This window comes from Anaerolineales bacterium, from assembly GCA_003105035.1.
In the GTDB taxonomy this organism is placed as follows: domain Bacteria; phylum Chloroflexota; class Anaerolineae; order Anaerolineales; family UBA4823; genus FEB-25.
In genome coordinates, this window is the sequence record PQAL01000033.1 from 53835 (window position 1) to 78959 (window position 25125).

Annotated in this window: 27 protein-coding genes; 7 read left to right on the top strand and 20 right to left on the bottom strand. The window is 52.9% G+C overall.

Annotation, left to right across the window (positions count from 1 at the left end; all coding sequences use genetic code 11):
- Positions 1-164: 164 nt before the first annotated feature.
- The 7 genes from C3F13_13235 to C3F13_13265 form a co-directional block, all read right to left on the bottom strand.
- Positions 165-1796: a hypothetical protein gene (locus C3F13_13235; protein PWB51401.1), complete on the bottom strand. Its 1632-nt coding sequence runs from the start codon at positions 1794-1796 to the stop codon at positions 165-167.
- A complete protein-coding gene (locus C3F13_13240) occupies positions 1793-2227 on the bottom strand; it encodes an HIT family protein (protein PWB51402.1) in 435 nt (144 codons plus the stop codon). Before C3F13_13240 ends, C3F13_13235 begins: the two co-directional genes overlap by 4 nt.
- 106 nt (positions 2228-2333) lie before the next feature.
- Positions 2334-2837: a uracil-DNA glycosylase gene (locus tag C3F13_13245; protein PWB51651.1), complete on the bottom strand. Its 504-nt coding sequence runs from the start codon at positions 2835-2837 to the stop codon at positions 2334-2336.
- 283 nt (positions 2838-3120) lie between these two features.
- Positions 3121-3501, bottom strand: coding sequence for a hypothetical protein (locus C3F13_13250; GenBank protein PWB51403.1), 381 nt, complete (start codon positions 3499-3501; stop codon positions 3121-3123).
- A 319-nt stretch (positions 3502-3820) separates the two neighbouring features.
- A complete protein-coding gene (locus tag C3F13_13255; GenBank protein ID PWB51404.1) occupies positions 3821-4324 on the bottom strand; it encodes a hypothetical protein in 504 nt (167 codons plus the stop codon).
- A gap of 532 nt (positions 4325-4856) precedes the next feature.
- Positions 4857-5153, bottom strand: coding sequence for an excinuclease ABC subunit C (locus C3F13_13260; protein PWB51405.1), 297 nt, complete (start codon positions 5151-5153; stop codon positions 4857-4859).
- An 83-nt stretch (positions 5154-5236) separates the two neighbouring features.
- Positions 5237-5635, bottom strand: coding sequence for a hypothetical protein (locus tag C3F13_13265; GenBank protein ID PWB51406.1), 399 nt, complete (start codon positions 5633-5635; stop codon positions 5237-5239).
- On the opposite strand from C3F13_13265, the gene C3F13_13270 reads away from it, so the two are divergent.
- The 4 genes from C3F13_13270 (at position 5622) to C3F13_13285 (ending at position 9246) form a co-directional block, all read left to right on the top strand.
- A complete protein-coding gene (locus tag C3F13_13270) occupies positions 5622-6671 on the top strand; it encodes a hypothetical protein (protein ID PWB51407.1) in 1050 nt (349 codons plus the stop codon). The two genes, C3F13_13265 and C3F13_13270, sit on opposite strands and share 14 nt — an antisense overlap.
- Complete coding sequence (locus tag C3F13_13275) at positions 6664-8331, top strand: hypothetical protein (GenBank protein PWB51408.1); 1668 nt, start codon at positions 6664-6666, stop codon at positions 8329-8331. Before C3F13_13270 ends, C3F13_13275 begins: the two co-directional genes overlap by 8 nt.
- Before the next feature lie 118 nt (positions 8332-8449).
- Positions 8450-8902 carry a hypothetical protein gene (locus C3F13_13280; protein ID PWB51409.1) on the top strand — a complete coding sequence of 151 codons (453 nt, stop codon included), beginning with the start codon at positions 8450-8452 and terminating at the stop codon, positions 8900-8902.
- A gap of 44 nt (positions 8903-8946) precedes the next feature.
- Positions 8947-9246: a hypothetical protein gene (locus C3F13_13285; GenBank protein ID PWB51410.1), complete on the top strand. Its 300-nt coding sequence runs from the start codon at positions 8947-8949 to the stop codon at positions 9244-9246.
- Between the two features lie 109 nt (positions 9247-9355).
- On the opposite strand, the gene C3F13_13290 is transcribed toward C3F13_13285, so the two are convergent.
- From C3F13_13290 to C3F13_13305, 4 genes are all read right to left on the bottom strand, one after another.
- Entirely contained in the window at positions 9356-9937 is a 582-nt protein-coding gene (locus C3F13_13290; protein PWB51411.1) for an NADPH-dependent FMN reductase, read from the bottom strand.
- Between the two features lie 100 nt (positions 9938-10037).
- Positions 10038-10859 (bottom strand): class I SAM-dependent methyltransferase, encoded by an 822-nt coding sequence (locus C3F13_13295; protein ID PWB51412.1) that lies wholly within the window; start codon positions 10857-10859, stop codon positions 10038-10040.
- A 370-nt stretch (positions 10860-11229) separates the two neighbouring features.
- Entirely contained in the window at positions 11230-11604 is a 375-nt protein-coding gene (locus C3F13_13300; GenBank protein ID PWB51413.1) for a hypothetical protein, read from the bottom strand.
- A 749-nt stretch (positions 11605-12353) separates the two neighbouring features.
- Positions 12354-13262 carry a hypothetical protein gene (locus C3F13_13305; GenBank protein ID PWB51414.1) on the bottom strand — a complete coding sequence of 303 codons (909 nt, stop codon included), beginning with the start codon at positions 13260-13262 and terminating at the stop codon, positions 12354-12356.
- A gap of 137 nt (positions 13263-13399) precedes the next feature.
- On the opposite strand from C3F13_13305, the gene C3F13_13310 reads away from it, so the two are divergent.
- Entirely contained in the window at positions 13400-15907 is a 2508-nt protein-coding gene (locus C3F13_13310) for a hypothetical protein (protein ID PWB51415.1), read from the top strand.
- Here the strand turns inward: C3F13_13310 and C3F13_13315 are convergent.
- Positions 15855-16646 (bottom strand): protein-L-isoaspartate O-methyltransferase, encoded by a 792-nt coding sequence (locus C3F13_13315; protein ID PWB51416.1) that lies wholly within the window; start codon positions 16644-16646, stop codon positions 15855-15857. The two genes, C3F13_13310 and C3F13_13315, sit on opposite strands and share 53 nt — an antisense overlap.
- Before the next feature lie 37 nt (positions 16647-16683).
- Here C3F13_13315 and C3F13_13320 point away from each other — a divergent pair, with 37 nt between their 5' ends.
- Positions 16684-16983, top strand: coding sequence for a hypothetical protein (locus C3F13_13320; GenBank protein ID PWB51417.1), 300 nt, complete (start codon positions 16684-16686; stop codon positions 16981-16983).
- 300 nt (positions 16984-17283) lie between these two features.
- Here the strand turns inward: C3F13_13320 and C3F13_13325 are convergent, their stop codons facing one another.
- The 8 genes from C3F13_13325 to C3F13_13360 all read right to left on the bottom strand — a co-directional run bounded on the left by C3F13_13325 (position 17284) and on the right by C3F13_13360 (position 24138).
- Complete coding sequence (locus C3F13_13325) at positions 17284-18027, bottom strand: ABC transporter permease (GenBank protein ID PWB51418.1); 744 nt, start codon at positions 18025-18027, stop codon at positions 17284-17286.
- Between the two features lie 8 nt (positions 18028-18035).
- Positions 18036-18956 (bottom strand): multidrug ABC transporter ATP-binding protein, encoded by a 921-nt coding sequence (locus tag C3F13_13330; GenBank protein PWB51419.1) that lies wholly within the window; start codon positions 18954-18956, stop codon positions 18036-18038.
- 12 nt (positions 18957-18968) lie between these two features.
- Positions 18969-19262 (bottom strand): transcriptional regulator, encoded by a 294-nt coding sequence (locus C3F13_13335; GenBank protein ID PWB51420.1) that lies wholly within the window; start codon positions 19260-19262, stop codon positions 18969-18971.
- A 2-nt stretch (positions 19263-19264) separates the two neighbouring features.
- Positions 19265-19834 carry a hypothetical protein gene (locus C3F13_13340; GenBank protein ID PWB51421.1) on the bottom strand — a complete coding sequence of 190 codons (570 nt, stop codon included), beginning with the start codon at positions 19832-19834 and terminating at the stop codon, positions 19265-19267.
- A 182-nt stretch (positions 19835-20016) separates the two neighbouring features.
- Positions 20017-21051, bottom strand: a complete 1035-nt coding sequence (locus C3F13_13345) for a choloylglycine hydrolase (GenBank protein PWB51422.1) — start codon at positions 21049-21051, stop codon at positions 20017-20019.
- Positions 21052-21179: 128 nt separating this feature from the next.
- A complete protein-coding gene (locus C3F13_13350) occupies positions 21180-22190 on the bottom strand; it encodes a hypothetical protein (GenBank protein ID PWB51423.1) in 1011 nt (336 codons plus the stop codon).
- Between the two features lie 251 nt (positions 22191-22441).
- On the bottom strand, positions 22442-23104 hold the full coding sequence (locus C3F13_13355; GenBank protein PWB51424.1) for a hypothetical protein: 663 nt from the start codon (positions 23102-23104) through the stop codon (positions 22442-22444).
- Positions 23105-23442: 338 nt separating this feature from the next.
- Positions 23443-24138 carry a hypothetical protein gene (locus C3F13_13360; GenBank protein PWB51425.1) on the bottom strand — a complete coding sequence of 232 codons (696 nt, stop codon included), beginning with the start codon at positions 24136-24138 and terminating at the stop codon, positions 23443-23445.
- Positions 24139-24426: 288 nt separating this feature from the next.
- Here C3F13_13360 and C3F13_13365 point away from each other — a divergent pair, with 288 nt between their 5' ends.
- On the top strand, positions 24427-25122 hold the full coding sequence (locus C3F13_13365) for a hypothetical protein (protein ID PWB51426.1): 696 nt from the start codon (positions 24427-24429) through the stop codon (positions 25120-25122).
- Positions 25123-25125 lie beyond the last annotated feature (3 nt).

The window sequence follows — 25125 nt, forward strand, 5'->3', positions numbered from 1 at the left end:
TCCTAACAAATTTGTTATTAACGTGCAAGGATTATGCCGGAATCAGCCCAGCCGGCAAAAAGATGGTTTTTTTTCCTGGCAGATTAAAACCAGGGGTTTTCATCTATCCGATGATGCTCAATCCCCCAAATGAATAGGCAATGCTCCAAGCGTTGCGCTGAGATTTATTTTTCCATCACCAATTTAAAGATATTTCCTGAATGCGCCAGCGCCCAGATATTGCCCTGCAAGTCATGCTCGATATCACTGATCCAGCCATAACCGGCAATATCGGTGGTGATGGGCTGCCATTCCAATCCTTTTCGCAGAGCAGTGAAATCGCCCCCCAGGATAACCTCGCCAGTCGGTGCAGCGGTCAAGGCGTAGATCCCCCCTGTTAATGGTGGGGTGGCTACTCTCAGCCACTGGCTCCCATCCCAGCGGAAGAGTGCCCCGCGCGTATCTGATTGGTCACGGGCCACTTCGATCCCCCCAGCCCAAAGAGTGCCATCCGCTGCCCGGACCAATGAATACAGGTGATCAGCACCTGGCATAACGCTCCCTGACCATTCCTTGCCATCCCAGTGAAACGCCATCGCTCCCAGGTCTGAGCCACCCATTGCGAAAACATCATTTTGCCCCACCTGTAACACCGCATTCAGCCCGCAGTTGCAGTCTGGGAACGCAGTCTCCTCCACCAGGTCAGTGCCATCCCAATGCAGGGCATAGGGCGTGAACCTGCCATCAATACCCTGCATGGCACCCACCATCCAGGCTTCGTCCTTTGAGACGGCATCCACGGCATACAAGATCTGAGTTGACCCACCTGGGCCTTCACCAGGAGCATGGTATGGGAGTACCTCGCTCCAGGTGTTGCCATCCCAGGCCAATACCGCAGCGCCATCGCCAACTGCCCAGCCGCCCGTCAGGTTGGAAAATCCCAGGTCAAACAATGGGTGAGCCGCAGGCGAGTCGACCTGCTTCCATTGCTGGCCTTCCAGGTGGAAGATGATCCCATCATCGCCAACCGTCCAGGCCTGGCCGTCTGGGGTGAAAGCCAGGGCATTCAATGGGACCGAGTAGGAGATCAGGCATATGCCGAGTGTGCCAGCAGCATCCTGGCACACCCAGCGGTTCGGGGCGTTGATCACATCGCCATACCACGGATCAGGGATAAGCTCGAATGTCGCCAGCACCGCTTCGGCGGCCTGGGTGCAAGCTTCATGATCGGTGCCTGGGGTCATTTGGTAACACGTGGCATCTTCGCCCGTGCCGGTACAATAGTTTGCATACAATAATGTTCCTGCCTGGCTGACCCGCTTCACATGGAAGGTGGTTGCACCGAATGCCCGGTTGAATTGCTCCACCTGGTAACCGGCAGTGTTCTGCTCAGCCGCGGGCTCCAGCTTGCAGTCATAGTTGGTGCGGCTGGATAACGAATAAGCCATGCTTGTCGCGTAGAATGAGTTCAATAGCCAGGCTTGTGGGTCGTATTCCATGGTCACCAGGTTGGCTGGCGTGGCCAGCTTGGCGGAGGTCGGCCGGTCGATGAGCAAATCCGTGCTGCCCACGGTGGGCGTAACCAGGCCGCCCCTTGGCAGGGTGACGATGGGGGTGGAGGTGTTTCGTGGGGTGCGGGTGGGTTTCAGTGGTGGAGTGGGTGAGGGCGTCCAGGTGGGGAGCATGATCGCCCGTGGTGTGCTGCTGGGCGTGACCGGGGTGGGTGGCTGGGGTGTGGTCGTCGAAGCTGGTGAAGGTGCTGCACAACTCACGATAAAGAAGATGAGTAAGAACAGGGAAATATTGATCTTTTTCATGACTGACCTCCCAGCTGCTTACGCAGCAGCTCCGCATTGTGCCGCAATTCATCCCGCGATGGCAGCTTGAAGTACTCGGGGCTGAAGCGCAGGTGATGACCATCACCTCGGTAACGCGGGATCACATGCAGGTGGACGTGCAGCACTTCCTGGCCGGCTGGCCGGCCATCCGCCAGGAACAGATTTACCCCCTCACATGGCAATCCGCTCAGGCGTAAAGCTGAATCTAACCGTTGTGCCATCCTGAACATGTGCCCCAGCGTAGCCGCCTCCACACTTGCAAGCAGCTCGGAGTGGGCCAACGGTACCACCAATACGTGGCCCGGGTTCACCGGGTGGATGTCAAGGAACGCCGCGCAGAAGTCGTCGCGATCGATAAATTCTGCGGGTGCTTCACCGGCGAGGATGGCGCAGAAGATGCAAGGGGGCATAAAGGCTCCGCAATTTTGATTGCCTGGTCAACTTCAGTACCAGATGCACAATCTTCTTGCTGGATATTCTCGAGCGCCAAGCGGGGATCATCTATCCCTCTCAGCGCTACGCCATACCCGCAGTTCTCAGGGCGTTGGCAAGGTCCTCAGCGATCATCGTGACCTTGCTCTTCTCGATCCCGAAGCTAGGGCCTGCCTGCAGGTAGGAAGGGAAGACTTTCATACCGTGGTAGCTGAACTGGCCTGAGCGGATCTTGTAGGTCGATCCCGCTGGAATCACGCGTGGCTCAGCATGGCGTTTGGCGATGGCATTCATGGCCTTGATGGCCACATCACCCATCAATAATAAGACACTCAGGTTGGGAAAAAGTCCAATCTCCCGTTCGAGCAATGCTGAGCAATGGGTGACCGTGCTCGTCGCCACAGCATACTCGTACTTACCGCACTTTACCGCGCTGGTCAGGTAGATGCCCATCTCCAGTAAATCCTGGATGTTGCTGATGTGGGCTCCGGCTTCCTGGAAAGCGCGCACGGTGGTGCGGGCGAAGAGTGCCTCGCATGGGCCGTAGTAGTAATCCCTGGGATCACTGGGGGCGGTTTCGGAGATCAGCATGATCTTGATCCTGGAAGGGTCAAGGTCAAGATCGGGCACCATGTAGCTTTCCTGGCGTGCCTCGCTGCACGGGAAATCGATACACTGAACATGATCGGCAGTACGCATGGGATGCTCCTTCCGAGATATCCGGTTGTCGCGGATCACTGATATCTAGATTATAAGGTTATTTCCATTCACCGGGGAGACTCCCTTGGAAAACAGCACGAGAGCGACTCATGAACCAGGTAGTTAATCCAATATGACCAACGCAATGGTCTGGAATTTATCTCGGGTACCTTTAGTGGCTGGTTGATCCTTTCAAGCTGATAACCATCTGGGCAGCATCACCCACGTAGCCTGTGCACTGCTCGATTTGCCCTTTTTCCTTGAAACCTGCCTGCCCTTCAGGCGTCCCAAGATGCACACCGGTGAGCTCAAGGCAGTTTATTGAACCATACCGTTGTGTAAATTGTGCTAAAAATTCCCTGACCGCACGATAACAGGGGTCGATGGAGTCAACAGGTTCATCTCGACCTAACAGCAAGCCAATCGCCAGGATACCCCCGCTGACCGCGCCACACATACCGCCTGTGCGTGCCACGCCGCTGCACAACCCGCTCGCAATACGGGGGATCAGCTCATTTTGCAGGTGCTCGTGCTCAGCGACCGCCAGCAGCACGCTCTCCGCTCAGTAGTAGCCGCTGTTGAACATCTCCCTGGCTCGATTGGATAGCTCAATTTCCATAGAATAACCTCATTAAAAATAGTATATACCAAAAATCCATGTAACCTGATGGGTTTATCTGACCTACCGTGTCGAGAAACAACTAGCTGGTCCAATGACGATTGATCTGTAGCGCAGGTGAGCATGGAAAATCACAGGAGTGTGAGTTGCAGAGCTCCAAATCCTGCCGGTTCCAACTCTGACAGATATGATGTTGTGACTTTCGATTCAACGCACGTGATGGAACGAACAATCCTTCAATAAATGTGCGGCTTTACTTGCTGACAGACTTGCGGAATGATTGCCAGATCAGGTAGCCAATCAGAGCGATCTCCAGGACAATAAAAAAGATTTTCCAGATTAGATCAAGCGGTAGCATCAGGAAGCCAACCAGTAGTGTAATGATCGCGATCACAAACAAGACGAATTTGGCAGTTGGTCTCTTCAGAATAATTCCCATGATCGCAGCACCCAGACCCATGGTGACAACCCCGTAGGGAGAGCTTCCACTGGCATCCTTGGGTGTGAAATAGGCAACGATACCGGTGGCGAGCAGGACGACCATCGCCATCGTGGGTATCAGCGCCCACCATAATCCCTCTCTATCAATGGAATACACCCAATAGAAAGCAATCCCCAGGATGAACAGGCAAATTATGAACATGGCAAAATCATAGTCAGGCAGCCAATTTTGCTGGATCAGCCAAACAGCAATCGCCAGGAAGCCTCCCCCCACAAGGACAACCCACCAGTTTCGTTTATTAATTGACTTTTCCATCTTTCGCCCTCCCGTTTTGAAAATCCCCGTCTGCCATCGATGAGTGAGTAGAGTCCGAGCAGTGAATCGATATTAATCTAACCTAGATTCCAGATCGAATAAATTCGACCAATATTTTCAGCTTTAAGAGTGATGATTTTGACAATCTTAGTTTAAGTTTAGCATCGTTTCCTACAGCATGCATTAAATATAGTGATCCACTTTCACAAACTCAGGCATAGAAAACTGTTTTTTCTGGTAGGTTTACATCAAAACATCAGATTGAGATATGAAGGATAATATTTTTCAGACAGGCTTTGTTCATACATATCTTGATAAGGAGATTTCTCAGAAAGCTTCATCACCCCTCTTCTCACCGTTTTGATGATCTTCCCCACCAAGAAAATGTACTTCAATCGGAATGCTCTGCTTTGATTGATTCGGGGACGTGAAATCTGGGATATTTAAAGTTATTACCGAAGGATCGCAGAGTCCACAAACCAGATGGCAGTAGATGAAAGATCAAGAAATTAATCCTTTGTATCTTCGTGATTCATATTTCCAAGGACTCAAATAAATCTGCCCATTCTGGGTTCATGTGCTCAATCAGGCTCACCCGCTGCTTTTTCCCAGCCCGCTTGAGCTGTTTTTCGCGCAACCGGGCGGCTCCATCGTCTTCCACTGGCTCGTAGTACACCAGGCGCACCAGGTTGTAGCGGCGCGTGTATACGCCACCGTTCCCCGAGCGATGCTGAGTCACCCGGCGTTTCAAGTTGCCAGTACGACCGGTGTACAGCTTGCTGTGTTGCTCATCGGTCATGATATAGACGCAATATTGTGGGTCTGGCATTCAGATCACTATTAATTATACAGTCTACTGCTAGGTAGAAGAATCGATCGTCTTCTATAGGGAATCTATGTACCCAGGTTACCTCACCTTGGTTTCAGCCACCTGTACAACAGCCAGGCTACCAGCACTGCCATGCCAATCCACACCAGCACGATGATGGCTGCGGCGACCTTGTTGGCGGGCTTCGCCTGTGCGATGATTTCTTTCGCATTATCCCGGCTGTCTGCCATCACCTGGGGTGGGATCATCTTTACCGCCAGGTAGGCGCCCAGGGGGATGAGTAGCAGGTCATCCAGGTAGCCCAGGACGGGGATTGGGTCGGGGATCAGGTCAATCGGGCTGAAGGCATACCCAACCACCACTACCGCAAACACTTTGGCGTACCATGGAGTGCGGGGGTCTTTATAGGCCAGGTAGAGGGCGTACACCTCTGCTTTGAGGCCTCGGGCATGCTCCTTCCATTTCTCGATGAGTTCGCTCATATTCACTCGCAGTCAGATTATAATGGGAAAGTTCCATCACCCCTTCGAATGGCTGCATCCGATCATGAATCTGGCTGAGATAAACATCCTACCCGCTGAATCCCCCGCTCACTTTACCGCCATAGCGGCTTTGATGAACCTGGTAGAGACTGAGCCAAACACGGCTGAATCGCTGGCTGAGTGGTATGCCAGGCAAGTCGCGGATGGAGGCAGGCTGGCAGTCGCCCTGGCACCCGATGGTCAGGTGCTGGGTTTTAACGGCATCTACCGTGCTTATACTAACCTGGAAGGTAATTACGGCTGCTACCTGGTCGTCAGCCCCGATGTGTGCCGGCATGGCCTGGGCAGCCGTTTGTTCGAAGATCTCCTATCCCAGGCGGCGAAGCTCAAGGTTCGCACCCTGCGCACACGGGTCAGGGATGACTGCGAGCCAGGGATTCACTTCACTAATCAGCGCGGCTTTCACCTAAAATATCACAGCATCGAGATGATGCTCGACCTGGAGCGTTGGGATGAACGGCTGTATGAACCTATCCTGAATTCCCTGCGCGAGCAAGGTTTTCGCTTTTCCAGTATGGCTGAGGAGGGCGATACACAGGCAGCCCGCCTCAAGCTATATGCCTTGAATAACGGAGCGGCTGCCACCGACCCCGGCTCGGATGGCATCGCCCCCTGGTCAACCTTCGAGGAATTCGAGCAGGACGTGTGCAGCTCATCGTGGTATCACCCTGATGCCCAGATAGTTGCCATCGACACTCGCACGGGTGAGTGGGCGGCCATGAGTGCCATCACCGTATTCGATGGCTCCGACCACGCATATAACCTGTTCACCGGTACGGATATCCACTACCGAGGCCGCAAGCTGGCCCAGGCCGTCAAAACACTGGCCTTACGGAGGGCGCGCAAATTCGGGGTCAGCACGGTGCGTACCAGCCATACATCGAAAAATGCACCCATGATCGCTATCGACACGAAGCTCGGATACGTACGCACTCCAGGGGTGCTGGTAATGGAAAAGGACTTGGCGAATGGCTGAGGCAACCCTGGCTGCCAGTAAACGGGTGGAAGGATCCTGGCTGAGGCGCAACTGGATCTATGCTCCACTGCTCATCGGCGTCTTGATCATGCTGCCCCGCCTGATTTCAGCGAACTTCGGCTTGATGGACGATGGCAGGGCGCTGAGCATCGCCCAGGGCTTGCTGCAGGGTAAATTCGACCTGAGCTGGGATGTGGTCGCCGGCCGAGCCAGGCCAATCTACTGGCTGGCTTTCGCTTTCTGGTACCTGCTGGTGGGAGCCCATCCCTTCTGGTACTTCCTGGGCAACCTGATCGTTTTTTCGACCACAACTTTCCTGCTCATCCACCTGGTGCAGACCCTGGGTGGCTCAAAGCTGCAGGCATTTCTAACCGGTTTCGTGTTCGTGCTCAGCACTTCAGTGATTGAGAACATCTACACCCTGTCGAAGGCTGAGAATTTTCAAATCATGCTGATGGTCAGTGCGCTCAGCCTGGCCGTGCTGGCTGGGCGGGCATCGAAGAGCACTCAGGTATGGATGCTGCTCGCCGCATCAAGCGTGATCCTCCTGGTGGCGTGTTTCACCAAGGAGAGTACCATCCTGCTCTTGCCCACCGGCCTGGTCTGGTGGGTAATCGCCTGGATGGGCAGAAAGATGCACTTCCCGGCTGCCCAATTTGTGCAAAAAACGGCAGGCTTTGTCGTCTTGCCCAGCCTGGTGAGCGCGGTCATTTTTTACCTGGGCCGCACCGCGTTCCTGAGCTCGTCCAAGATCCTCGGGGTAGGCCAATCTTCGGGGTATTCATTTACTGCCGGCAGTATCCTGGATGGGTTCATCCGCTGGGGTGGCTGGATCCTGCGCGATTTCATCTGGCTGATCCCCATGACCCTGATCGTGTTGGTCTGGTGCCTGGTCAGGCGCAAGCTGCCAGCCTCCGGATTGTGGTGGCTGGCGCTGGTCTGGATGGGCTTTTGGCTGGGCATGTACATTCCCTGGCGCTTTGCCGTCGAATATTACCTGCTACCGTTCGCTGCCGGAACGGCAGTAATTTCTGGGGTGCTGCTGGCTGAGCTGGTGGAAATGGCCCGTCAGGCATCTGTGGCCTGGAAGAGCGTGGGGGTGATTTCCTTGATCCTCACCGGCTGCCTTTTATTGACTTCCCAGGCTAATAGTTTTACCGATGCTGCGATTCAGCTCGCCCAGGATTCGGCCAATACCCGTTTGATGGAATATATCGCCAAGAACGCCCCCCAAAATGGCCGGGTGGTGGTCAACCTGCAGATTGCCAATGAATACATCGAACAAATGCAGCTGACGCTGGCCATTACCTACAAGCGGCCCGACTTGCAGCTGGTCAATTACTCGGGTGAAGACCTGGCCCGGTTAAAATCTACAACCCCGGGACTATTTTTCGTGGTAGCCGAGCTGGCCAACCAGCCCAAGATGACCGTACGCATGGGATTGGATGAGCCCAGCCTGAAAACCTGGAATGCGGCAGTGATGCCAGAGTTAGCCACCTGGAACAAGGTGTTCCAGGTCAGCGAATCGCCGCACATTTTACCGGTTAACTTCCCCAGGCTGCTGTGCGCGATAGTCAACCGCGGCAGTTATTGTTCGGCCAGCGAACCGCTGGTGGACCCATCCCACCTGTTTTACCAGTGGTCAGTATATACACCCTGACCCCACGAATCCCAGGTCAGCTGCCCTTGCTGAAGTTTAGCTGGTTAGTTCCAGTTTCTCTCTTTCCAAAAAAGTGTAAAATTACTATGGACAGAGACTGGCTGGGTTGGAGGGTGATATGGGAGTGATTAAATTTATCCTGCGTCTCATCGGTTGGCTGGTGACCATCATCGTGCAATATGCTGGCTCAATGCTGGTTATCTTCCTTTTTTCGGTTATCTTCGCTGGTGTAGATACCATCTCGCGCCTGGGCTGGCTGGCCTTGTTGCTGATGATCTGGGTCGGCTATATGATCGGGATCAACCTGGTTGGGATGGTTGCCCTGCGTTGGGTTTGGAAGGATACCCGACAATTGGGTAGACTCCGCTTGCTCGGTTCAGCCATCGGGGCACTTATCCCCCTGCTAATCCTCTTGCCGATCGGATATAGTGTGCCCGTGGGTGATGCTGGTACAAGATTCTACGATCTGGTCACCAACAATTGGCAGCCAATACTGGCCCAGGCATCCTTCTTTGCTGGGATCCTCGGTTATTACATCCCGGGACTGATTAAAACCAGCCCTGTTCCTTAAAACAAATCTCTGAGCGTTACCACAACCTGCGGCAGAGCGGTTGCATGAGCATCTACATTCGCCCCCCCGATGATGTTTACTGGCATTTCAGGCGTCTGAAGACCCATGAGCAGGTCGGGGCAGAATACACCAGCCACGAGGATGGTTGCCTCTACCGGGTAAGCGCCGAACGGTGTATTTGTCGCGTGATCGATGGAATAGAGCAGCCCACGATCGATAGCCTTCCAGTCAGGCTACCCGCGGGTGCCCATGTGCTCACCGGCAGCGGTTGGGGCTTCCATATGCATATCTCCGTCTTTTACCAGCAGGTTATTGCAGCTTCGCCGAAGAAAGCTGATGAATAGCTGGCTAGGCTGATCCGATCAACAGCTTTCGCTTCCAGTAAATCGTTAATCGTTTTATTTGCTCAGTACCCCCCCTCGGTGTTCGAACCATGCTACATGCCTAGGGATGTCATTGCTTGGCGAGAACGTCCTGATTTTCTCTCAACCCCTGCAATGCAGTGCTCCATGCGACCAGCTTGTCCAGCAAGGTATTGAGCAGCTGCGTGTGCTTTTCGTTGGGTTTGAACACTATCATATTTTCGAAATCGAGGCGGGTGTTGAACATCACTTGGGGCCGGATATCTGCCACGTGGACCTCACCCATCACCAGTCGCAGCTGTTCAACCGCACGTGCCCCGCCAGCCGAGCCATAGCTGACAAACCCGGCAGCTTTATCGTTCCATTCATAAAACAAGTAATCGATGGCGTTCTTGAGCACGCCTGGGATGCCGTGGTTGTATTCACCGGTGACAAATAGAAAACCGTCAAACGACGCAATTTTCTCTGACCAGGCCCTGGCATATTCAGGGATGCCCTTTCTAAGCGAAGGTGGATACGGCTCATCGAAGAATGGCAGGTCATAATCTCTCAAATCCACCAGCTCATACTCTGCATCCTTACGGAGGTTGGCGATTTCGTACGCCCATCTGGCAACAGTCTCGCTTTTGCGGTTCGGGCGGGTGGTCCCTATGATGATTGCGATTTTTAACATCTCGGCACTCTTTTCATTTATCCAAACATTTCCTATGTATAGATGCTGGGTAAATATCAAAGGATGCAGTGATGTCAGCGGCTAGAGATACTGATCCGTGTCATTTTTGCTTACGGCTGATGATCAGCATATGCTCACTCATCGCCACGCCACCCGGATGGGTACAGGTGCGGTAATGCGTCTGGAGCCAGCTGCTAAAACGCTTCTCATCCCTGGCAAGGCGGTTAAATTCCCGGATATGCTGGGTGCTGATGCCCTCTAATCCGGCCAGCTCGAGGATTGCCAGGTCGGGACGGGAAAATTCACCTAGCAGCTCCTCAGGCAAGTAAAAATGGCAGGCTGTGAAGCCGCGTTCACCGTGATAATCCCCTGACTCGCGCAGCAGCTCGAAGTGCGGCATATCGAGCTCCACCTGTGACTCGATTAAGATGACCACCAAGACCGCCAGGCGGCCGATCACCGATACGAACAGGGGTGAACCAGGTTTTACCACCCGCACCAGCTCGCTGATGGCCTGCTGCCGGCCAGCCGGGTCCAGCACGTGGGATAGCGGCCCTCCCGTACAGATGACCGCATCGAATGTATTCTCCGCATACCTGGACAGGTCAACGATCGATCCGCAGGCAATCTCCTTGACCCTATCCTGAATGCCGTACCTTCTGACCATCCGCCGTGCAAAATCGAGATTAGCCTGGGTGGCATCCAGCAGTACCATCTGATAGCCGCGCTGGGCCAACTCGAGAGTGTATCGCCCCGGTCCACCGCCCGCATCCAGGATCAAACCCTGTGCAGGCAGATACTTTTCCAGGAAGTGCAAGGTGGTATTCAGCTCCAGGCGGTGGTAGGGATTCTTCACCAACCGGCGCCACTCGCTGTGGACACTCTCACTATAAAATTGCTTGACCAGATCCTCACTCTTCATACAATGCACCCATAAAGTCAAACCCGGTAGGAAGCGGATTGGAGGGTTTTCAGGCTTCTCGTGCAGTAGAAACGAAATGTGAGAGGCTGCGAAACGATCGCATAGCCTCCCACATTCATACTCAACTGGTCGTCAGGCGCGCTCATTTGCTGCGTGCAGAATGGTCGCGTAGGACGACGAACGATTATTGGTTTACAGAAAAGATTCCCTACTACCCTATACCGGTGGAGGTTTTCTTCTTTTCTTCCTTGAGTTTGCGTTTTTCCTTCAGCGTGTGCTGGGGTTTCTTCTTCTGCTGCTTTCTACCTTTGTCGGCTTTTCCACCAGATCCAGCCATATATGATTCTCCTTCCAAGTAGGATGGGGTAAATTATAGCATGGCATCGGATTTACGTGAGGTCGAAATTGGCATCCCTGCCCGGCCTTCAACCCATAGCTGCCAGACGAGGATCAGCTCAACCAGCTTGGCAATGGGCGCCAGGGGGTACGACCAGATACCTGAGGAAGCGCTGATGATGACGTATAGCGCTATGGTGAGGATGGTGTATCCAATGAATACCGGTCGAACGAGACGGTGGACTGGCTCGGGCAAGTTGAGCGGCAGATAGAGCAGACCCAGCAAGCCCAGGTAACCCAGTGCGTTCAAAAGGAACATGGTAAAGAGTAACCCAGTTCCTGTGGTAAAAAAGTAGACATGAATCCCTGCCGTAATCAGGGTGAGTAAGATAATCAAGTTGCGTCGCATAGTTTAACCTCCTTGGCGAATCAACATGGGTTTTATATCCCCCGTCCAGCCGGGCACCCGGCTGGAAGATAAGCTTTAGATGCCAAGGAGAAGTAGAAGTCGCGAAAAAAGAAAATGACAACAGATCATGAATGCAGGTTACGTTGATTACCCAGATTGCTCTGATTTGTTGTCATCGCGAGACCTGCGCCTTTTGCAGGTCGAAGCAATCTTCAATGGGAATTAATACGAAATCTACATGCAAGTATATTTGGTCTCTGATGGTGAAGTGACGTCCAGGGTCTTAATGAACAATGCTGTTCGTTGAAGATTGCCTCGTCAGTCGGTCGTAAAGAATGACCTCCTTCCTCGCAAGGACATGGGCTGTCTACCTGTTCCCACAAAAAGGTGGATTCCGCAATGAGAATTTGTGTCATTGCGATGAGCGTTTTTTGCGAAGAAGCAATCTTCATTGGACATTGGAGATCTACATACAGTCATGTACGGGCAGAGAATGGTATTAAATAGATTTCTTCTCCCCCTCTCTGCGCGTGGCATGAATCCTACGATCAGATAGCGCACAGGCTTACTCACGCCATAAAATCAAACGGAGTTTCTCCACCAAAAACCATAGAGGATTCCGCAATGACTGTAAGGGTCATCGCGCAGAGTGTATGTTATGCTGGTGCAAAAACTGATTAGCCTGCATGCGTAATACACATGCAGGCTAGCATTGAATTATTGAAGTAGTTGAAGTACTTTTCTCTAGCTTATTTATCCTTCAAAAATTCCAATACAGCCTCATTGAACTTATCTGGAGCCATATCCAAAATATCCGGTGTAGCAGGCCCCAGTGTTGTTAGCTGGGCGTTGGGGATCTTATCCACGAGCTCCTGGTAGGTTTCGACACGGTTGATCCAGTCAGTCTCTCCAGATACGATCATCGTGGGTGTTTTGATGGAACCCAACTGCTCATCAGTAAAGTTTGGTTCAGTGAGCATCATGTTTATATATTTCTCGACGAATGCATCCAGATTCCCGGGTTCAGGCAGCTTGGACTGGTATTCCGCACTCGCCCAGAAATCCCTCATCCCTTCCACGGTAGACGTCTTCAGGATATCCAGGATTTCAGTCGTCATCGACTGCGGGTTAGCGATTGGCCCCAGAGACACAAGCGCCGACAGGCGGTCTGAATGATTGATGGCCACATCGAGACCAATGATGGCGCCATCACCACTGCCAACAACCGCAGCTTTGTCGATTCCCAGGTAATCCATCAGCTTGATCATATCTTCAGCCATCATGTGGTAGCTGACCTCGCCATCCATCCCGGTCGTTCGGCACATGCCGCGCGCCTCGGGTGTGATCACGTTATATGTCTGCGAATATAGCTCGGCTTTATTCGCCCAGAAATCAGCGCACCAAAAACCAGGTCCAAGCAGGAGTAGGGGTTTCCCCGTTCCTGCACCTTCGAAGTACATGGTGATGTCACCCAGCTGGGCGGTGCCCGTACCCACAAATGGCGTAGGGGTGGCTTTAGACTGGCAGCCGGTTAATAGGATCAACAACACACAGGCAATATACAGTGTTTTCTTCATCTTCCCCTCCCTGATTTCTTGAACAATTGAAATTGGTCTCAGGTTAGCCGGTCGATGCAGTCGGCTTGATGCTGGAGCCATGTCCCCGAAGACTTACGCGATACTTACTCGATGTCAGTATTCAAAATTTCGAAATAATATTCAATAGGGAATTTCACCGATAATGTCGATGACATTATGGATTCAGTCTGGCAAACCAGACATCCGGTGTAAAATGAATGCAGTCAACGGCATTTGCCATGGCTGCCTCAACTGACCAACCAAGCATAACGAAGATATACCAGCCCGGCGTCATACTGGGCCTGTTCCTGCTCTCAACCGCCACCCTGGCGTTTGAGATCAACCTGACCCGGCTGTTCTCGGTGGCCCAGTTCTATCACTTCGCCTTCATGATCGTGAGCATCGCACTTCTAGGTTACGGTGCCAGCGGGTCGGTGCTGACCATCTCTCCCAGGCTACGAGGGGTCGATCCCCGGCGTAGCTTGATGTGGCTATCGCTGGCGACTGCTGCAAGTATCCTGGGTGCATACATACTGGTCAACTGGCTACCATTTGACTCTTACAGCCTGATGGTGGACCGCAAACAGGGGTTGATCCTGCTGCTGCATTACACCGCCCTGGCTTTGCCGTTCTTCTTCAGCGGGATCGCCCTGGCGATCTTACTGGCGAGGTACCCCACTCGAGTTGGAGCCACCTATGCGGTCAACCTGCTTGGTTCGGCAGTTGGATGCGTGATCGCACTCCTGGCGCCCTCTGCCCTGGGTGGCGAGGGGATGGTTACCCTGTGCACCTTGTTGGCTTGCACGGCAAGCTTGTGCGTTACCAGTACCCGCCAGCTGTTTCGACCCACCAGCATCGCGATGATGGCACTGCTGCTGTTTGCAATGGCTGACCTGGCCTCCCGGATTTCCGGGCAGGGAGGAATTGCCCTTCTCAGGCTGCACATCTCCCCCTACAAAAGCCTGTCGTTTGCGCTTCAGGTACCCGGCTCGCAGGATATCTACCAGAAGTGGAATGCATATTCACGCGTGGATGTTGTGCAGAGTGGGGGAATCCATTCCGTCCCCGGCCTGAGTTACCGCTATCTGCAACCGCTGCCCACAATGGATGGCCTGTTGGTTGATGGTGATGACCTCAGCCCGATCGTCCGATCTACCAGCGACGGCCAATTCACTTCCTTTCTACCTGCTGCCCTGGCTTTTGAGCTGCGCCCGCAGGGTTCTACCCTGGTGCTCGAGCCGCATGGCGGATTGGACGTTCTAACAGCTTTGTTTCTTGGGGGTGGTAAAGTAACTTGCGTGGAACCCAATCCGCTGATTGTGAAGGCTTCCTCGATCTATCACGATCCCCGCCTGGAGGTTCACCAGGAGTCTGGGCGTAGTTACCTGCAGCACTCGCCGGGGAAATTCGATATCATCCTGCTTTCCCTGAACTCTTCATTCCACCCGGTGCAATCGGGTGCGTATACCCTGGCTGAGGACTACCGCTATACGCTCGAAGCATTCCAGGAGATGCTCTCACACCTCAATCCCGGAGGGTTGCTGGTGGCCATGCGTTGGCTGCAGGAGCCTCCCAGCGAAGACCTGCGCCTGTTTGCCCTGGCAGTCACTGCCATCGAGAATTCTGGGGGGTCGGCTGAACAGCAGGTCATCGCCCTGCGAGGGTATAACACGGTCACGGTATTGGCAAAGAATGGTAGCTTTTCACCGGTTGAATTGGAAACGGTGCGCGAGTTTGCCAGGCAGCGGGCATATGACCTGATCTACATGCCAGGCATCCAGGCAGCTGAAACCAATCTATACAACATCCTGCCTGAATCCATCTATTACGCCACCTACCTGAGCCTGCTTCAGGCACAGCCCCGAAAGGCATTCTACGCCGCATACACGTATGATGTGGAGCCACCCAGCGATGATCACCCCTTCTTCGGGCATTATTTTAAATGGGGGCAAACGCCACAGATCATTGCCGAATTCGGCAGAGCCTGGCTGCCTTTTGGGGGTGGAGGATATTTTGTCATCCTGGCGGTGCTCGCACTGGCGTTCTTCCTGGCAGCCCTGCTGATCGTGCTACCGGTGATCATCTGGAAATACAAGCGAAAAAATGAAACGGATAAAGCCTCACCTTTTATCCTGCGTAACCTGGTGTACTTTAGCTTGCTTGGCTTTGCCTTCCTGTTCGTGGAAATTCCCCTGTTGCAGCGCTTCATCCTCTACCTGGAACACCCGGCTTATGCGGTCAGCACCGTTTTATTTGCATTATTGTCCTTCTCAAGTTTGGGTAGCATGGCAAGCAGGAGACTCTCACTGCGCATAGCTCTCATCCCGTTGGTCATATTGATTCTGCTTATGCCGGTGTTCCTGCCTCAGCTGATGCGCCTTACCCTGGGTCTGCCTCTGGCCGGCCGGTTGGTGATCACCGTGCTGGCCCTGGCACCCTTGGGCTTCCTGATGGGCGTGCCCTTCCCCGGAGGAATCCACCTACTGGAAGGTAGTAGTCAGCCAACCAGGCAGAATGGCGATAATGGCACCCCAGGCTCTGATATCGCCTGGATCTGGGCAGTCAATGGGGCGGCTTCAGTCGTCGCGCCCATCCTGGCCGCCTTGCTGGCGCTAACCTATGGCTTCAGCCTGGTTTTGTGGCTGGGTGGATCCTGCTATCTGGGTGCCTTGATTACGGTATGGGTGTGGCCTCGCCCTGGTGCTCCTCAGTGCCTTCCCCTGTGAAGGGTACAAACCTGACCCCTCCCAGGTTATATCCTTTTAGCTCACCGCCTTCATAAGCGAACTTCCACAGGCTCTGCACACACCCGGGTGGTCCAATGGGGATGACGATACGCCCCTCCGGGCTGAGCTGTTCCACCAGGGGGGCAGGCAGGTGGTCGGGGGCGGCGGTCACGATGATGGCATCATAGGGGGCAAATTCCTCCCACCCGTAATATCCATCCCCCTGTTTGGCGTGGATGCCGGTATATCCTAATTCGGCCAGGAGTTTCGCGGCTTTGTCTGCCAGCTCGGGCACGATTTCGATTGTATACACTTCCACTCCCATATCTGATAGGACAGCCGCCTGGTAACCTGAACCCGTACCGATCTCCAGCACCCGCTCGCCAGGCTGGAGCTCGAGCAGCTCGGTCATCCAGGCCACGATATAGGGTTGGGAGATGGTCTGGCCGTACCCAATGGGCAGGGGGTGGTTGGCATATGCCTGTTCCAGGTACTCAGCGGGGACAAAAGCATGACGGGGGACAACTTCCATGGCATGCAAGACCTTTTCATCCTTAATCCCCATGGCTTTGATGTCGTCCAACAAAGCTGCACGTTGCTCTGCATATGGGCCGCCAGATTCTTGTGGAGTGGGGGATGGTTCTTCTGAGGTAGAGGATGTGGTCGGGGCAGCTGGGGCAGCACAGGCGATCAGCAGGATGGGTAGCAGCAAGATACTGGCTACCCTCGCAGTGTACATTTTCCAACCTTCATACTTTGGCGAGCATTGATTATTCATGACCGCACGGTTGATTGAAAACGATTATAACAATGAATTATCACCAGAGATGATGACTATCAGGATTTTATTGCACTTAGCGGTCACCCGGAGGTTCTTTGAGGGGTTTTTACGACGGGGCAATCCGCTTATTGCAGAAAAGAGCAATAAGCTCTCTGATGAGCCTAGGCACAGAATTGATGGTGGAAGATTGCTTCTTCGTTCGGTCAAAAAGAACCTGACCTCACTCATCGCAATGACGATCGCGCCTCGTTGCGCGGAGCGGTTTTTGCGACATGGCAATCTTCATGTCGCATGAAAGAGCAATAAGCCCTCGGACAGGTCCAAACACAGGATTGGAAATGGAAGATTGCTTCTTCGTTCGGTCAGAAAGAACCTGACCTCACTCATTGCAATGACAATCGCGTCTCGTTGTCTCACCTTCACATCGCTAGGGTTAGCTGTCGTTCGGTCAGAACCCCTGCGCACTAAGACCGTGCAGGTGACCTCACTATTCACTAAATCCCAAAGAGCGGGACTTATGAGAGGAGTTAATACTGATAAATCTTTGAGTCCTTCGTGGTTAAACTTCCTGACTGAGCTGTGGAAATCTGTAGTCTCATTCCCAGCGGAAAGTCTTGAGCGAGATGAGCAGGCTGATAAGGAGCATGCCGGTTAAGACCAGGACATCGGTTACATGCAAACGCCAAGGGTCACCCACCCACAAGCCGCGCAACAGATTGACCACGTATGTAAGGGGTAGGAACGCACCGACCTTTTTGATCGCCTCAGGCAGCAGCTCGCGTGGGAAACCTGCGCCGGATAGGAACAGCATCGGGTACAGGATCACCATGCCCACCACCTGGGCAGTGCGAGCCGTGGGCAGTAAGCCAGCCAGGATGAAGCCAAGCGCAAAAAAGCTCAGCAAGCTCAATATGAAGCCCAGCAACACGAAAAAAGCATTGCCTTCAAAGCGCAAGTGATAAACCACCTTCCCGGCGATGATGAGGATCAGCATGCCCAACAGGGTCATCAGAAACAGGACGATCACCTGGGCTACCAGCACGGTCATTGGGTTGATGGGAGTGGTGCGCAACCGGCGCAGGATGCCCTTTTCACGGTAGGACGTCACGGTAATCGTCAGGCCCACCAGGCTGGTGGTGGCAATGATCATGGCGGTGTATGCCGGCACAGAGATATCCACAGTGCCCTGGCCATTAAAGTATTGGCTGGGAGTGTTCCCGTAAATCGAGCCGAAGATAAACAGCAGCATCAGGGGGAAGATCAGGGTAAAGAATGCTCCTACCGGCTCGCGCAGGAACAGCTTGATCTCCATCCAGGTCATCTTGAGCAGGCTTTTCATCGTACACCTCAATCTTTCATCTCGCGCCCGGTCAATTTCAGGAAAACATCTTCCAGGGTCGCCCCTTCAGAGCGCATATTACGGAATTGGACACCCAGGCTGGTCAGAAGCAGCACGACCTCGCTGACCTGTGCTCCCTGGCTACCATCCCCACGTAGCACCACAGTATTGCCCTGCACGTCAATGTGACCGCACTGCTCCAACTTATCCAGGACCTCCGCCGGCAGGAGACGGTCCACAGTGAAGGTGAGGGTTTCTCCACCGCCATAATTGCTGATCAGCTCCGCGGGAGTGTCGAGGGCAACAATCCGTCCATGATCGATAATCGCCACCCGGTCACATAGCCGCTCGGCTTCTTCCATGTAGTGCGTGGTTAACAGGATGGTCTTACCCTGTTCTCGGACTCGGAGAACCAAGTCCCAAATGGCGTGGCGAGCTTGTGGGTCTAAACCGGTGGTCAGCTCATCCAGGAAGATTAGCTGAGGGTTGGGTAGGAGTGCCAGGGCAATGAACAGGCGCTGCTTCTGCCCGCCGGATAGTTTTGCGAATGCACTATTCCGCTTATCTTCCAAACCAAGCTCGACCAATAGCTGCTGCCAGCTGGTAGCCTCGGGGTAGAAGGAGCTGTAAAGATCCAATGCTTCCCAAACCTTCATCCGCTCGGGCAGGTTGGATTGTTGGAGCTGCATCCCCGTGTGCATGTGCAGATAATGGCTTTCATGCTGTGGATCGACATTCAGTACGGTCAATTGACCACGGTCGGGTTTCCGTAAACCCTCTAGGCATTCGATTGTAGTGGTTTTACCAGCGCCATTTGGGCCTACCATTCCAAAGATTTCGCCCTGATAAACTTGAAAACTGATCTCATCTACGGCGATGGTCTCTCCATAGGCTTTAGATAATCCTTCAACATTCACAACGGCGTCCATGGCAGTATCCTTTTACTTGTTTTTTAGTATTGCCTCCAGGGCTGCGACATGTTCTGCGAAGACTTTCCGCCCTTCAGGTGTGGCTGACACATAGGTACGCGGTTTGCGTTCTACAAAGATCTTGTTGATGGAGATATAACCTGATTCTTCCAATTTCCGCAGGTGGGCACCCAGGTTGCCATCGGTCACTTCAAGGAGATCACGCAGATAGGTAAACTCCAACTCTTCTTTTGGAGAAAGCGTGACCAAGGCAGCCATGATACGCAGCCGTACAGTTTGGTGGATTGTTTCATTCAGCTCTGCCATGTCTACCACCTGTAACGGATATAGATCCCAAGGGCGATCATCCCCCCGCCGCCCAGAATTGCCATCCACAAGAAGAAATATCCGGGTAGTAAGAAGTATCCGATTAGAGAGAGAGCAAACAACCCCAAACCCCACCATACGGACGCAAAGGAAAGCAACAGTCCCATGGCTACCCAACCAACCGTGGAGAAAAGGATGATCATCAAGGCCAGCTGCTTCGCATCAACTGGCCAGGAGATAGCGACCGCTGCGTAACAGTAGATAAATAGCAGCAGCCAGAAAAACGCTATTCGCTTTCCGGTGGTTGGCGCAGCTGACAAGCGTACCCCCCGGTTCATCCTGGCCCCGATGATCGCGGAGATAACCGCACCCACGATATCGAGGCTGATCCAAGCATATCTGGCCGCCTGAGCTGGGAGGAACTGCGAGCCGAGAAAGCCGAACATCCAGATGACACCCCAGAGGATGAGGAATTTATAGGCACCGCTGGAGGAAATTGCCCGGCGAGTTTTCTGCATCATGTTTTGGACTGCGGTCAGGGCTTCTTCGGCTTCAGTAGGTGTGATGTTCATTGATTAATCCTTTAGAGTAGTATTTATTTTAGAGCGCTCTGTAATATAGAGTATTATACATCAAAAAACAGAAGAAGTCAATCCTGAGTTAAAAAATGGATACCCGGGGATTATATCGACGGAAATTTGGTCAGGCTGGAATTAATCAAAATTTACTCCAGGCTGGCCGTATTGGATAAACCTTATGGGTTAACCAGATCGAGATGAAAGGAAAATGCCTTATCGTAAGCCTGGCCGATGACGATGCTGATATCCCCACTGCTCATGTTATACACCGAAGACCATTGGGTGATGCCTTGTTTTACATCAGAAAGCAGCTTGAGAGCCGCAGAGGTATCGAGCTGCCCACCAGAGGCGGTCAGTTGCTCGTTGAGCTTATGGTAGCGTGGGCAGCCCCCATCACCCTCGGCGATGCAACGCAGGTGGTTGGTGGCCAAATGCCAGGGAGATTCATTGGGTAAAACAACCATTTCACCATTAAAAAATTCCACCAGCACCGCTTTTCCACTTGGGTCAGCGATCAGGTAGTGAATGGGTGGCCCACCGGAGAACATGACATTAAATTGTTTAAAGATTGACAGGGCCTGCTCGACATTGCGGGCATGATCGAGCACCTGGCGGATGATTCCGATGGATCCGATATCCGGCCGAGAAGAGTCATAGCTGGCATCGTCTATATATTCTTCCGGAATAGCCGCCATCCCGATGGCTAGTCCATATTCGTTCATCCCATCAAAAGGCAAAGCAGGCGCGTTGAGCATGGCGTCCTGGTAGGTCGTCTGGAGGTTCTGCAATGCTGCAGCTTTTTCTGCAGGGATGCCCAGGAAGGTCAGGTCGACCATGCTAACCGAGGCATATCCATCCGGTGGATCGGTGAAGAGCAGCAGTGCCGGGCTATACTCCCAATCGAAGTTACGACCATAGAACATATCTGCCGGAAACCCCATGGCAGCGAACAGTGCGCAGGCAAATTGGCTTTGCCCTGGCAGGCTAGTGCTGATCTTTGGGTAAACGTAGTCTCCGATATAGCGCATGACATAAAATGGATACTCATCCAGCTGCTCAAGGCTGCTCAGCGTGGCTGCAGTATCCGCAGGTGCACTGCCTTGCTCGGCAGTTGGTGAAACTACCTGTGCGATTGTGGGCTCTGCTGGGGGTGTGGCGGTGCTGCAAGCAGAAAGCAGTATGAGCAAAATGATTATCTTCAGGAAGCGCATGATGACCTCAACCCGAGCTTAAGTAACGAATTACGGATATTTCGGCTTGTAGGATAAAGATAGTGCATCCTAAGCTGGTGATGCAGCTACAAAAACCGACCCGATTTGATTAATCTACTTGGAATAACTCATGCAGGTTCAGTAATTAGCTCGCGTAACCAGCGATAAGCCAGTTTCTCTTCTTCAGCGACCCAGATGAACCCCGCGGCTGCGGCCATGAGATCATTGGCATGGATTGCCTGGGCAATTTTGGGGATGATAGACAGAACCCACTGGAAATGGGCAATCGGCTGGCTAAAATCCAATTCGGCAGCCCCTCCAGCTTCAACCAGGAAGGTGATATAAAGGTCACGCCCGGCTGTGAGGTGGTTCCCTAGGTTATCGGGAGGTGAATTCAGGTATTCTCGCACCTGCTGCAGGCAACGCTGGCTGGCTTCCTGGCCAAGCTCCTCCGGCCAGGCGTGAATCTCACGCCCCAGCTTTTGCATGGCGGGGATGCCCAGCATGCTCAGCGGTGGTTCCAGCATTAATTGACACTGGTCGGCAATCGCCTGCTTGATTAGCTTATCCGTGGGGTCGAGCTCTTCCGGTATGTTCAGGATGGTAAGGCGGTTACGCTTGCCCATGCCTGGCACATTGACATCCCATGCCAGCTCCAGCTCAGCCAAAGGAATGTCCTGAATTTCCTGCTGGCCCGTATCAAGCACATAAGCATTCTGGTCGTCATAACCTACCAGCAACAGGAAATGGATGGGGATGTGGCGTTGGTGGTAAATAGCAGGATAGAAAGGCAGGTGGTACATGTCCAGGGGACCCAGGATGGGAGGCGTATGCTCATCAAGGGCTGCCCGGGCTTTATTCCAAGAGTATTTGAAGGAGCGGTCCTCAACCGCGATGAAATCCGCCTTGAATAAGCCCGCCAGGTAGGCATGCTGGCGTGGGCTGGCAGTACCCCAATAGACCTGGCGGGGTGGGTTGGCTACATTAATTCGCAGGTAGGCAAAACCACCCCCCTGGCCGAGCCCATGCACGAACTCGTTCGACCAGTCACGACCGGTACGCCACTGCACCAGGTCACGAATGCCGTTGACCGGGCACATACCGGGTGCGATGCGGTGTGGTAAGCGCAGAGGCTGCATCGATATTTCCTTCCTTAGATATGTCGGTGCCTTAATTATATCCGTCAGTGGCAGAACAGGGCGAAGCTGGAGGGAATATAGGCATCAGTGATGCAGATAGAGATGAAGCGCTGATCTCGTTATTATTTCCAAGGGGTGAGGATAGACGGTATCACCAGTGCAGATGAAAGCAGGGCAGATGTAGTTGCCTGATGCGGCCACTCTCTTCATCTATAGCTGTGTTTATAGACCTGAACGTTTAGCTTCTGACTTCAATCCAGGAGCAGCGGTTTCATGGGTGCCCAGTGATCCTTCCATACCACCGGCACCAGCTCAGCGATGACCTGCGGTGGGAAGAAAGCGGCCATGGTCATCCGGTCGGGGTATTCGAGGTTATATAAGATAAATGGCACCACCCAGTAAGCTGGCTCAGAATGCTCCTGGCTATGCTTGCTGGTAGCCTGGCTGATACGCCCCTGCTCCTCCAGGCTTAGCACCGCCTGGATGGCCGCTTCATCAAAATATCGTTCTTCCGACTGGTAGTGTGACGGCCATAGATTGGAGATCTTTTCAATAATAGTAACGATTGTGGATGTCGAATTCATAGGATCAGCCGATAACCCGCTGATAAGTGTGGGTAATCGATCGAGCTGGCGGGAAAACTGATGATGCTCGGCAGCCAGCCTGGAATAGGGTGCCGATGGGATTACCTTACTTAGCTCAGGAAAGCCAATCAGGTCTTCACCAGTGTGGTGCGAGCTAAGGACGGTCATCATGCAGTGTAGGTAACTGGCATACCCGGTCAGCTCGGTTGGGTCAACAAACCCGTGTTGCATGTGTTCTTTCCCCGTGCTCAGGCTGACATCGATTGAGCGGGTGATCACTTTATGGATACGTGCCAGGTCCTGGGCAAAATTGGGTGTGGGTTGATTCATCAATGACCTCCTTTTTTCGAAGAACTCAGAATGTAAAGATGGCAGGACGAAAAATTCGTAATTCTTGATTCAATTCAGCGGGAGGCATTCAGCCATGACCATCGGCATGCAATCCCTCTGCTTAATTAGAATGGTCATCAACACCTTAAAGTATACGGTACAGCCAGACGCGGCGAGCGAAAGTTAAATAAAGGTTCGGTGAGAATTTTGAAAATATGAGAGGATATTTATTAAGCACATTCCAGCAAGGTGCTATCCTGATCCAGCATGTCTTGCACATAACAATCAGGTGAGGCTTCTACCCTTCGCTCGTTTAAGAGGATTTCCCTCCTGGGGTTTTATTTCAGAAACTCATACAGGAAGAAAATAATGAAAGCCATCACAACCAGGTAGGGCAGCAGCATCGGGCGCACTGCCTGGTTGAAAAGCGCCTTGTTCATCTCCGCCCGGTTCATATTGCTGATCACCTGGGGAACAATCTCGTTCCCGGAGATCGATACAGGGACCTCGCTCTTCTGAAGCCTGCCCAGCACCAGGATTTCTTCATCCGGAGCAATCAAGCGCTCGAAGACCCGCAGACGCTTGTCAAAGTTTAAAAAGCCCTTGGTCTTTACCCCAATGGATTCCAATAATTCCCGGGTGCTTTCATCGAGCTTATCCAGCAAGTATTCGTTGTTCATCACCAGGGCAGGTTTTCCTTCCTGGATCTTGATGCGGCCGGTCATATCATCAACCAGGAAGCTGCCGGAGGATTTCTTATAAATTGATCTCCACCGTCCGCCTCCCCGGTTACCGCTTTGGTATTCCTGCACCTCCAGCTGCCAATAAGCGCAGTCGGCTTTGCGCAACAGGCTTTTAATGGGCTCACCGTGGATCCTGCCGGTTACCTCAACCCATCCCTTGCCGGGCAAGGCGCTGATCCAGGTGGTGGGAATGCGCAAGCTGATGAAGAAATTCCTCAAAGTCGTGGCGGAATAGATTAATGGGCCGATGAGGGCGAAAATAATAAAAAGCCAAATGAACCAATTCTGCATTCTTTTACTCTCTCCCTGCTTGGATCCTATTTTATATCCTGCACATTTATGCTTTGTTTCTGCCAAACTGCAGTGCAATCTTTCAGACTGAATTCATTATAGCATGACCCACATCTCCAGCTTATCTGAGATGCAACAGCCATTGATCACTGCCATGGTCGTAGGGGATGGTGCAAGGACTGGGTGAGGCACTGGATGAGCGCGACCATGCCCGCGAAGCGTTTGGCTAATTTGCGTGTTTTAATTCTTGCAAGGAAATGTAATTTCAATTAGGATAACTGATAATCCATGAACGTATACTACAACACTGCCAAAACGATCATCCGCATCTTTCATTTGATCTTCAATCAAGATTGCCATACCTTTGGCAAGCTGGATTACCATCGAGGGGCGAAGATTATTGCCGGAAATCACCCGAACGCCACCGATGGGCTATTCCTACCCTTCATATTTACCGAGAAATTGCATTTTTTTGTTCAAGGGGATATCTTTGACATCCCCTTCGTCGGCTGGCTGCTCGCCAAAGCTGATCAAATAAAGGTCACACCTGGGCAGAAACACCTGGCGTTGAAACAGGGTATCCGCCTGCTCGAGAATAACAAGGCGGTGGCGATCTTCCCTGAAGCTGCCCTGAACCCCGATGGTCAATCCCTCAAGAGTGCGACGGGGGCGGTGCGGATGTCTTTATATACCCAGGTGCCGATCATCCCGGTCGGGTTTTACGTGCCTCCAAACTATCTTCGCTATATGGTGCGTGATAAGAACGGGCGCAAGTCGCGCGGGCACTGGCAAAAACGGGGGCATTGCTACGTGCATATCGGGGAAGAATGGCTACCAAGCATGGAATTCACTGGGGCCGCAGATCGTGCGACCCTTGATGAACTGACTGAGAGACTGATGCAGAAAATCATGGCTCAAGCTCAGCTGGCGATGCAGGCATATACCAGGGAGTCGGGTTTAGCTACAAAGCTGGCAACGATCTGATGC

Excerpts from the sequence above, each read along its gene's own strand:
- C3F13_13235 (PWB51401.1), bottom strand. The coding sequence starts at position 1,796 with ATGAAAAAGATCAATATTTCCCTGTTCTTACTCATCTTCTTTATCGTG.
- C3F13_13240 (PWB51402.1), bottom strand. The coding sequence starts at position 2,227 with ATGCCCCCTTGCATCTTCTGCGCCATCCTCGCCGGTGAAGCACCCGCA.
- C3F13_13255 (PWB51404.1), bottom strand. The coding sequence starts at position 4,324 with ATGGAAAAGTCAATTAATAAACGAAACTGGTGGGTTGTCCTTGTGGGG.
- C3F13_13260 (PWB51405.1), bottom strand. The coding sequence starts at position 5,153 with ATGCCAGACCCACAATATTGCGTCTATATCATGACCGATGAGCAACAC.
- C3F13_13270 (PWB51407.1), top strand. The coding sequence starts at position 5,622 with ATGAGTTCGCTCATATTCACTCGCAGTCAGATTATAATGGGAAAGTTC.
- C3F13_13265 (PWB51406.1), bottom strand. The coding sequence starts at position 5,635 with ATGAGCGAACTCATCGAGAAATGGAAGGAGCATGCCCGAGGCCTCAAA.
- C3F13_13275 (PWB51408.1), top strand. The coding sequence starts at position 6,664 with ATGGCTGAGGCAACCCTGGCTGCCAGTAAACGGGTGGAAGGATCCTGG.
- C3F13_13280 (PWB51409.1), top strand. The coding sequence starts at position 8,450 with ATGGGAGTGATTAAATTTATCCTGCGTCTCATCGGTTGGCTGGTGACC.
- C3F13_13285 (PWB51410.1), top strand. The coding sequence starts at position 8,947 with ATGAGCATCTACATTCGCCCCCCCGATGATGTTTACTGGCATTTCAGG.
- C3F13_13290 (PWB51411.1), bottom strand. The coding sequence starts at position 9,937 with ATGTTAAAAATCGCAATCATCATAGGGACCACCCGCCCGAACCGCAAA.
- C3F13_13295 (PWB51412.1), bottom strand. The coding sequence starts at position 10,859 with ATGAAGAGTGAGGATCTGGTCAAGCAATTTTATAGTGAGAGTGTCCAC.
- C3F13_13300 (PWB51413.1), bottom strand. The coding sequence starts at position 11,604 with ATGCGACGCAACTTGATTATCTTACTCACCCTGATTACGGCAGGGATT.
- C3F13_13305 (PWB51414.1), bottom strand. The coding sequence starts at position 13,262 with ATGGCTCCAGCATCAAGCCGACTGCATCGACCGGCTAACCTGAGACCA.
- C3F13_13310 (PWB51415.1), top strand. The coding sequence starts at position 13,400 with ATGCAGTCAACGGCATTTGCCATGGCTGCCTCAACTGACCAACCAAGC.
- C3F13_13315 (PWB51416.1), bottom strand. The coding sequence starts at position 16,646 with ATGTACACTGCGAGGGTAGCCAGTATCTTGCTGCTACCCATCCTGCTG.
- C3F13_13320 (PWB51417.1), top strand. The coding sequence starts at position 16,684 with ATGACCGCACGGTTGATTGAAAACGATTATAACAATGAATTATCACCA.
- C3F13_13325 (PWB51418.1), bottom strand. The coding sequence starts at position 18,027 with ATGAAAAGCCTGCTCAAGATGACCTGGATGGAGATCAAGCTGTTCCTG.
- C3F13_13330 (PWB51419.1), bottom strand. The coding sequence starts at position 18,956 with ATGGACGCCGTTGTGAATGTTGAAGGATTATCTAAAGCCTATGGAGAG.
- C3F13_13335 (PWB51420.1), bottom strand. The coding sequence starts at position 19,262 with ATGGCAGAGCTGAATGAAACAATCCACCAAACTGTACGGCTGCGTATC.
- C3F13_13340 (PWB51421.1), bottom strand. The coding sequence starts at position 19,834 with ATGAACATCACACCTACTGAAGCCGAAGAAGCCCTGACCGCAGTCCAA.
- C3F13_13345 (PWB51422.1), bottom strand. The coding sequence starts at position 21,051 with ATGCGCTTCCTGAAGATAATCATTTTGCTCATACTGCTTTCTGCTTGC.
- C3F13_13350 (PWB51423.1), bottom strand. The coding sequence starts at position 22,190 with ATGCAGCCTCTGCGCTTACCACACCGCATCGCACCCGGTATGTGCCCG.
- C3F13_13355 (PWB51424.1), bottom strand. The coding sequence starts at position 23,104 with ATGAATCAACCCACACCCAATTTTGCCCAGGACCTGGCACGTATCCAT.
- C3F13_13360 (PWB51425.1), bottom strand. The coding sequence starts at position 24,138 with ATGCAGAATTGGTTCATTTGGCTTTTTATTATTTTCGCCCTCATCGGC.
- C3F13_13365 (PWB51426.1), top strand. The coding sequence starts at position 24,427 with ATGAACGTATACTACAACACTGCCAAAACGATCATCCGCATCTTTCAT.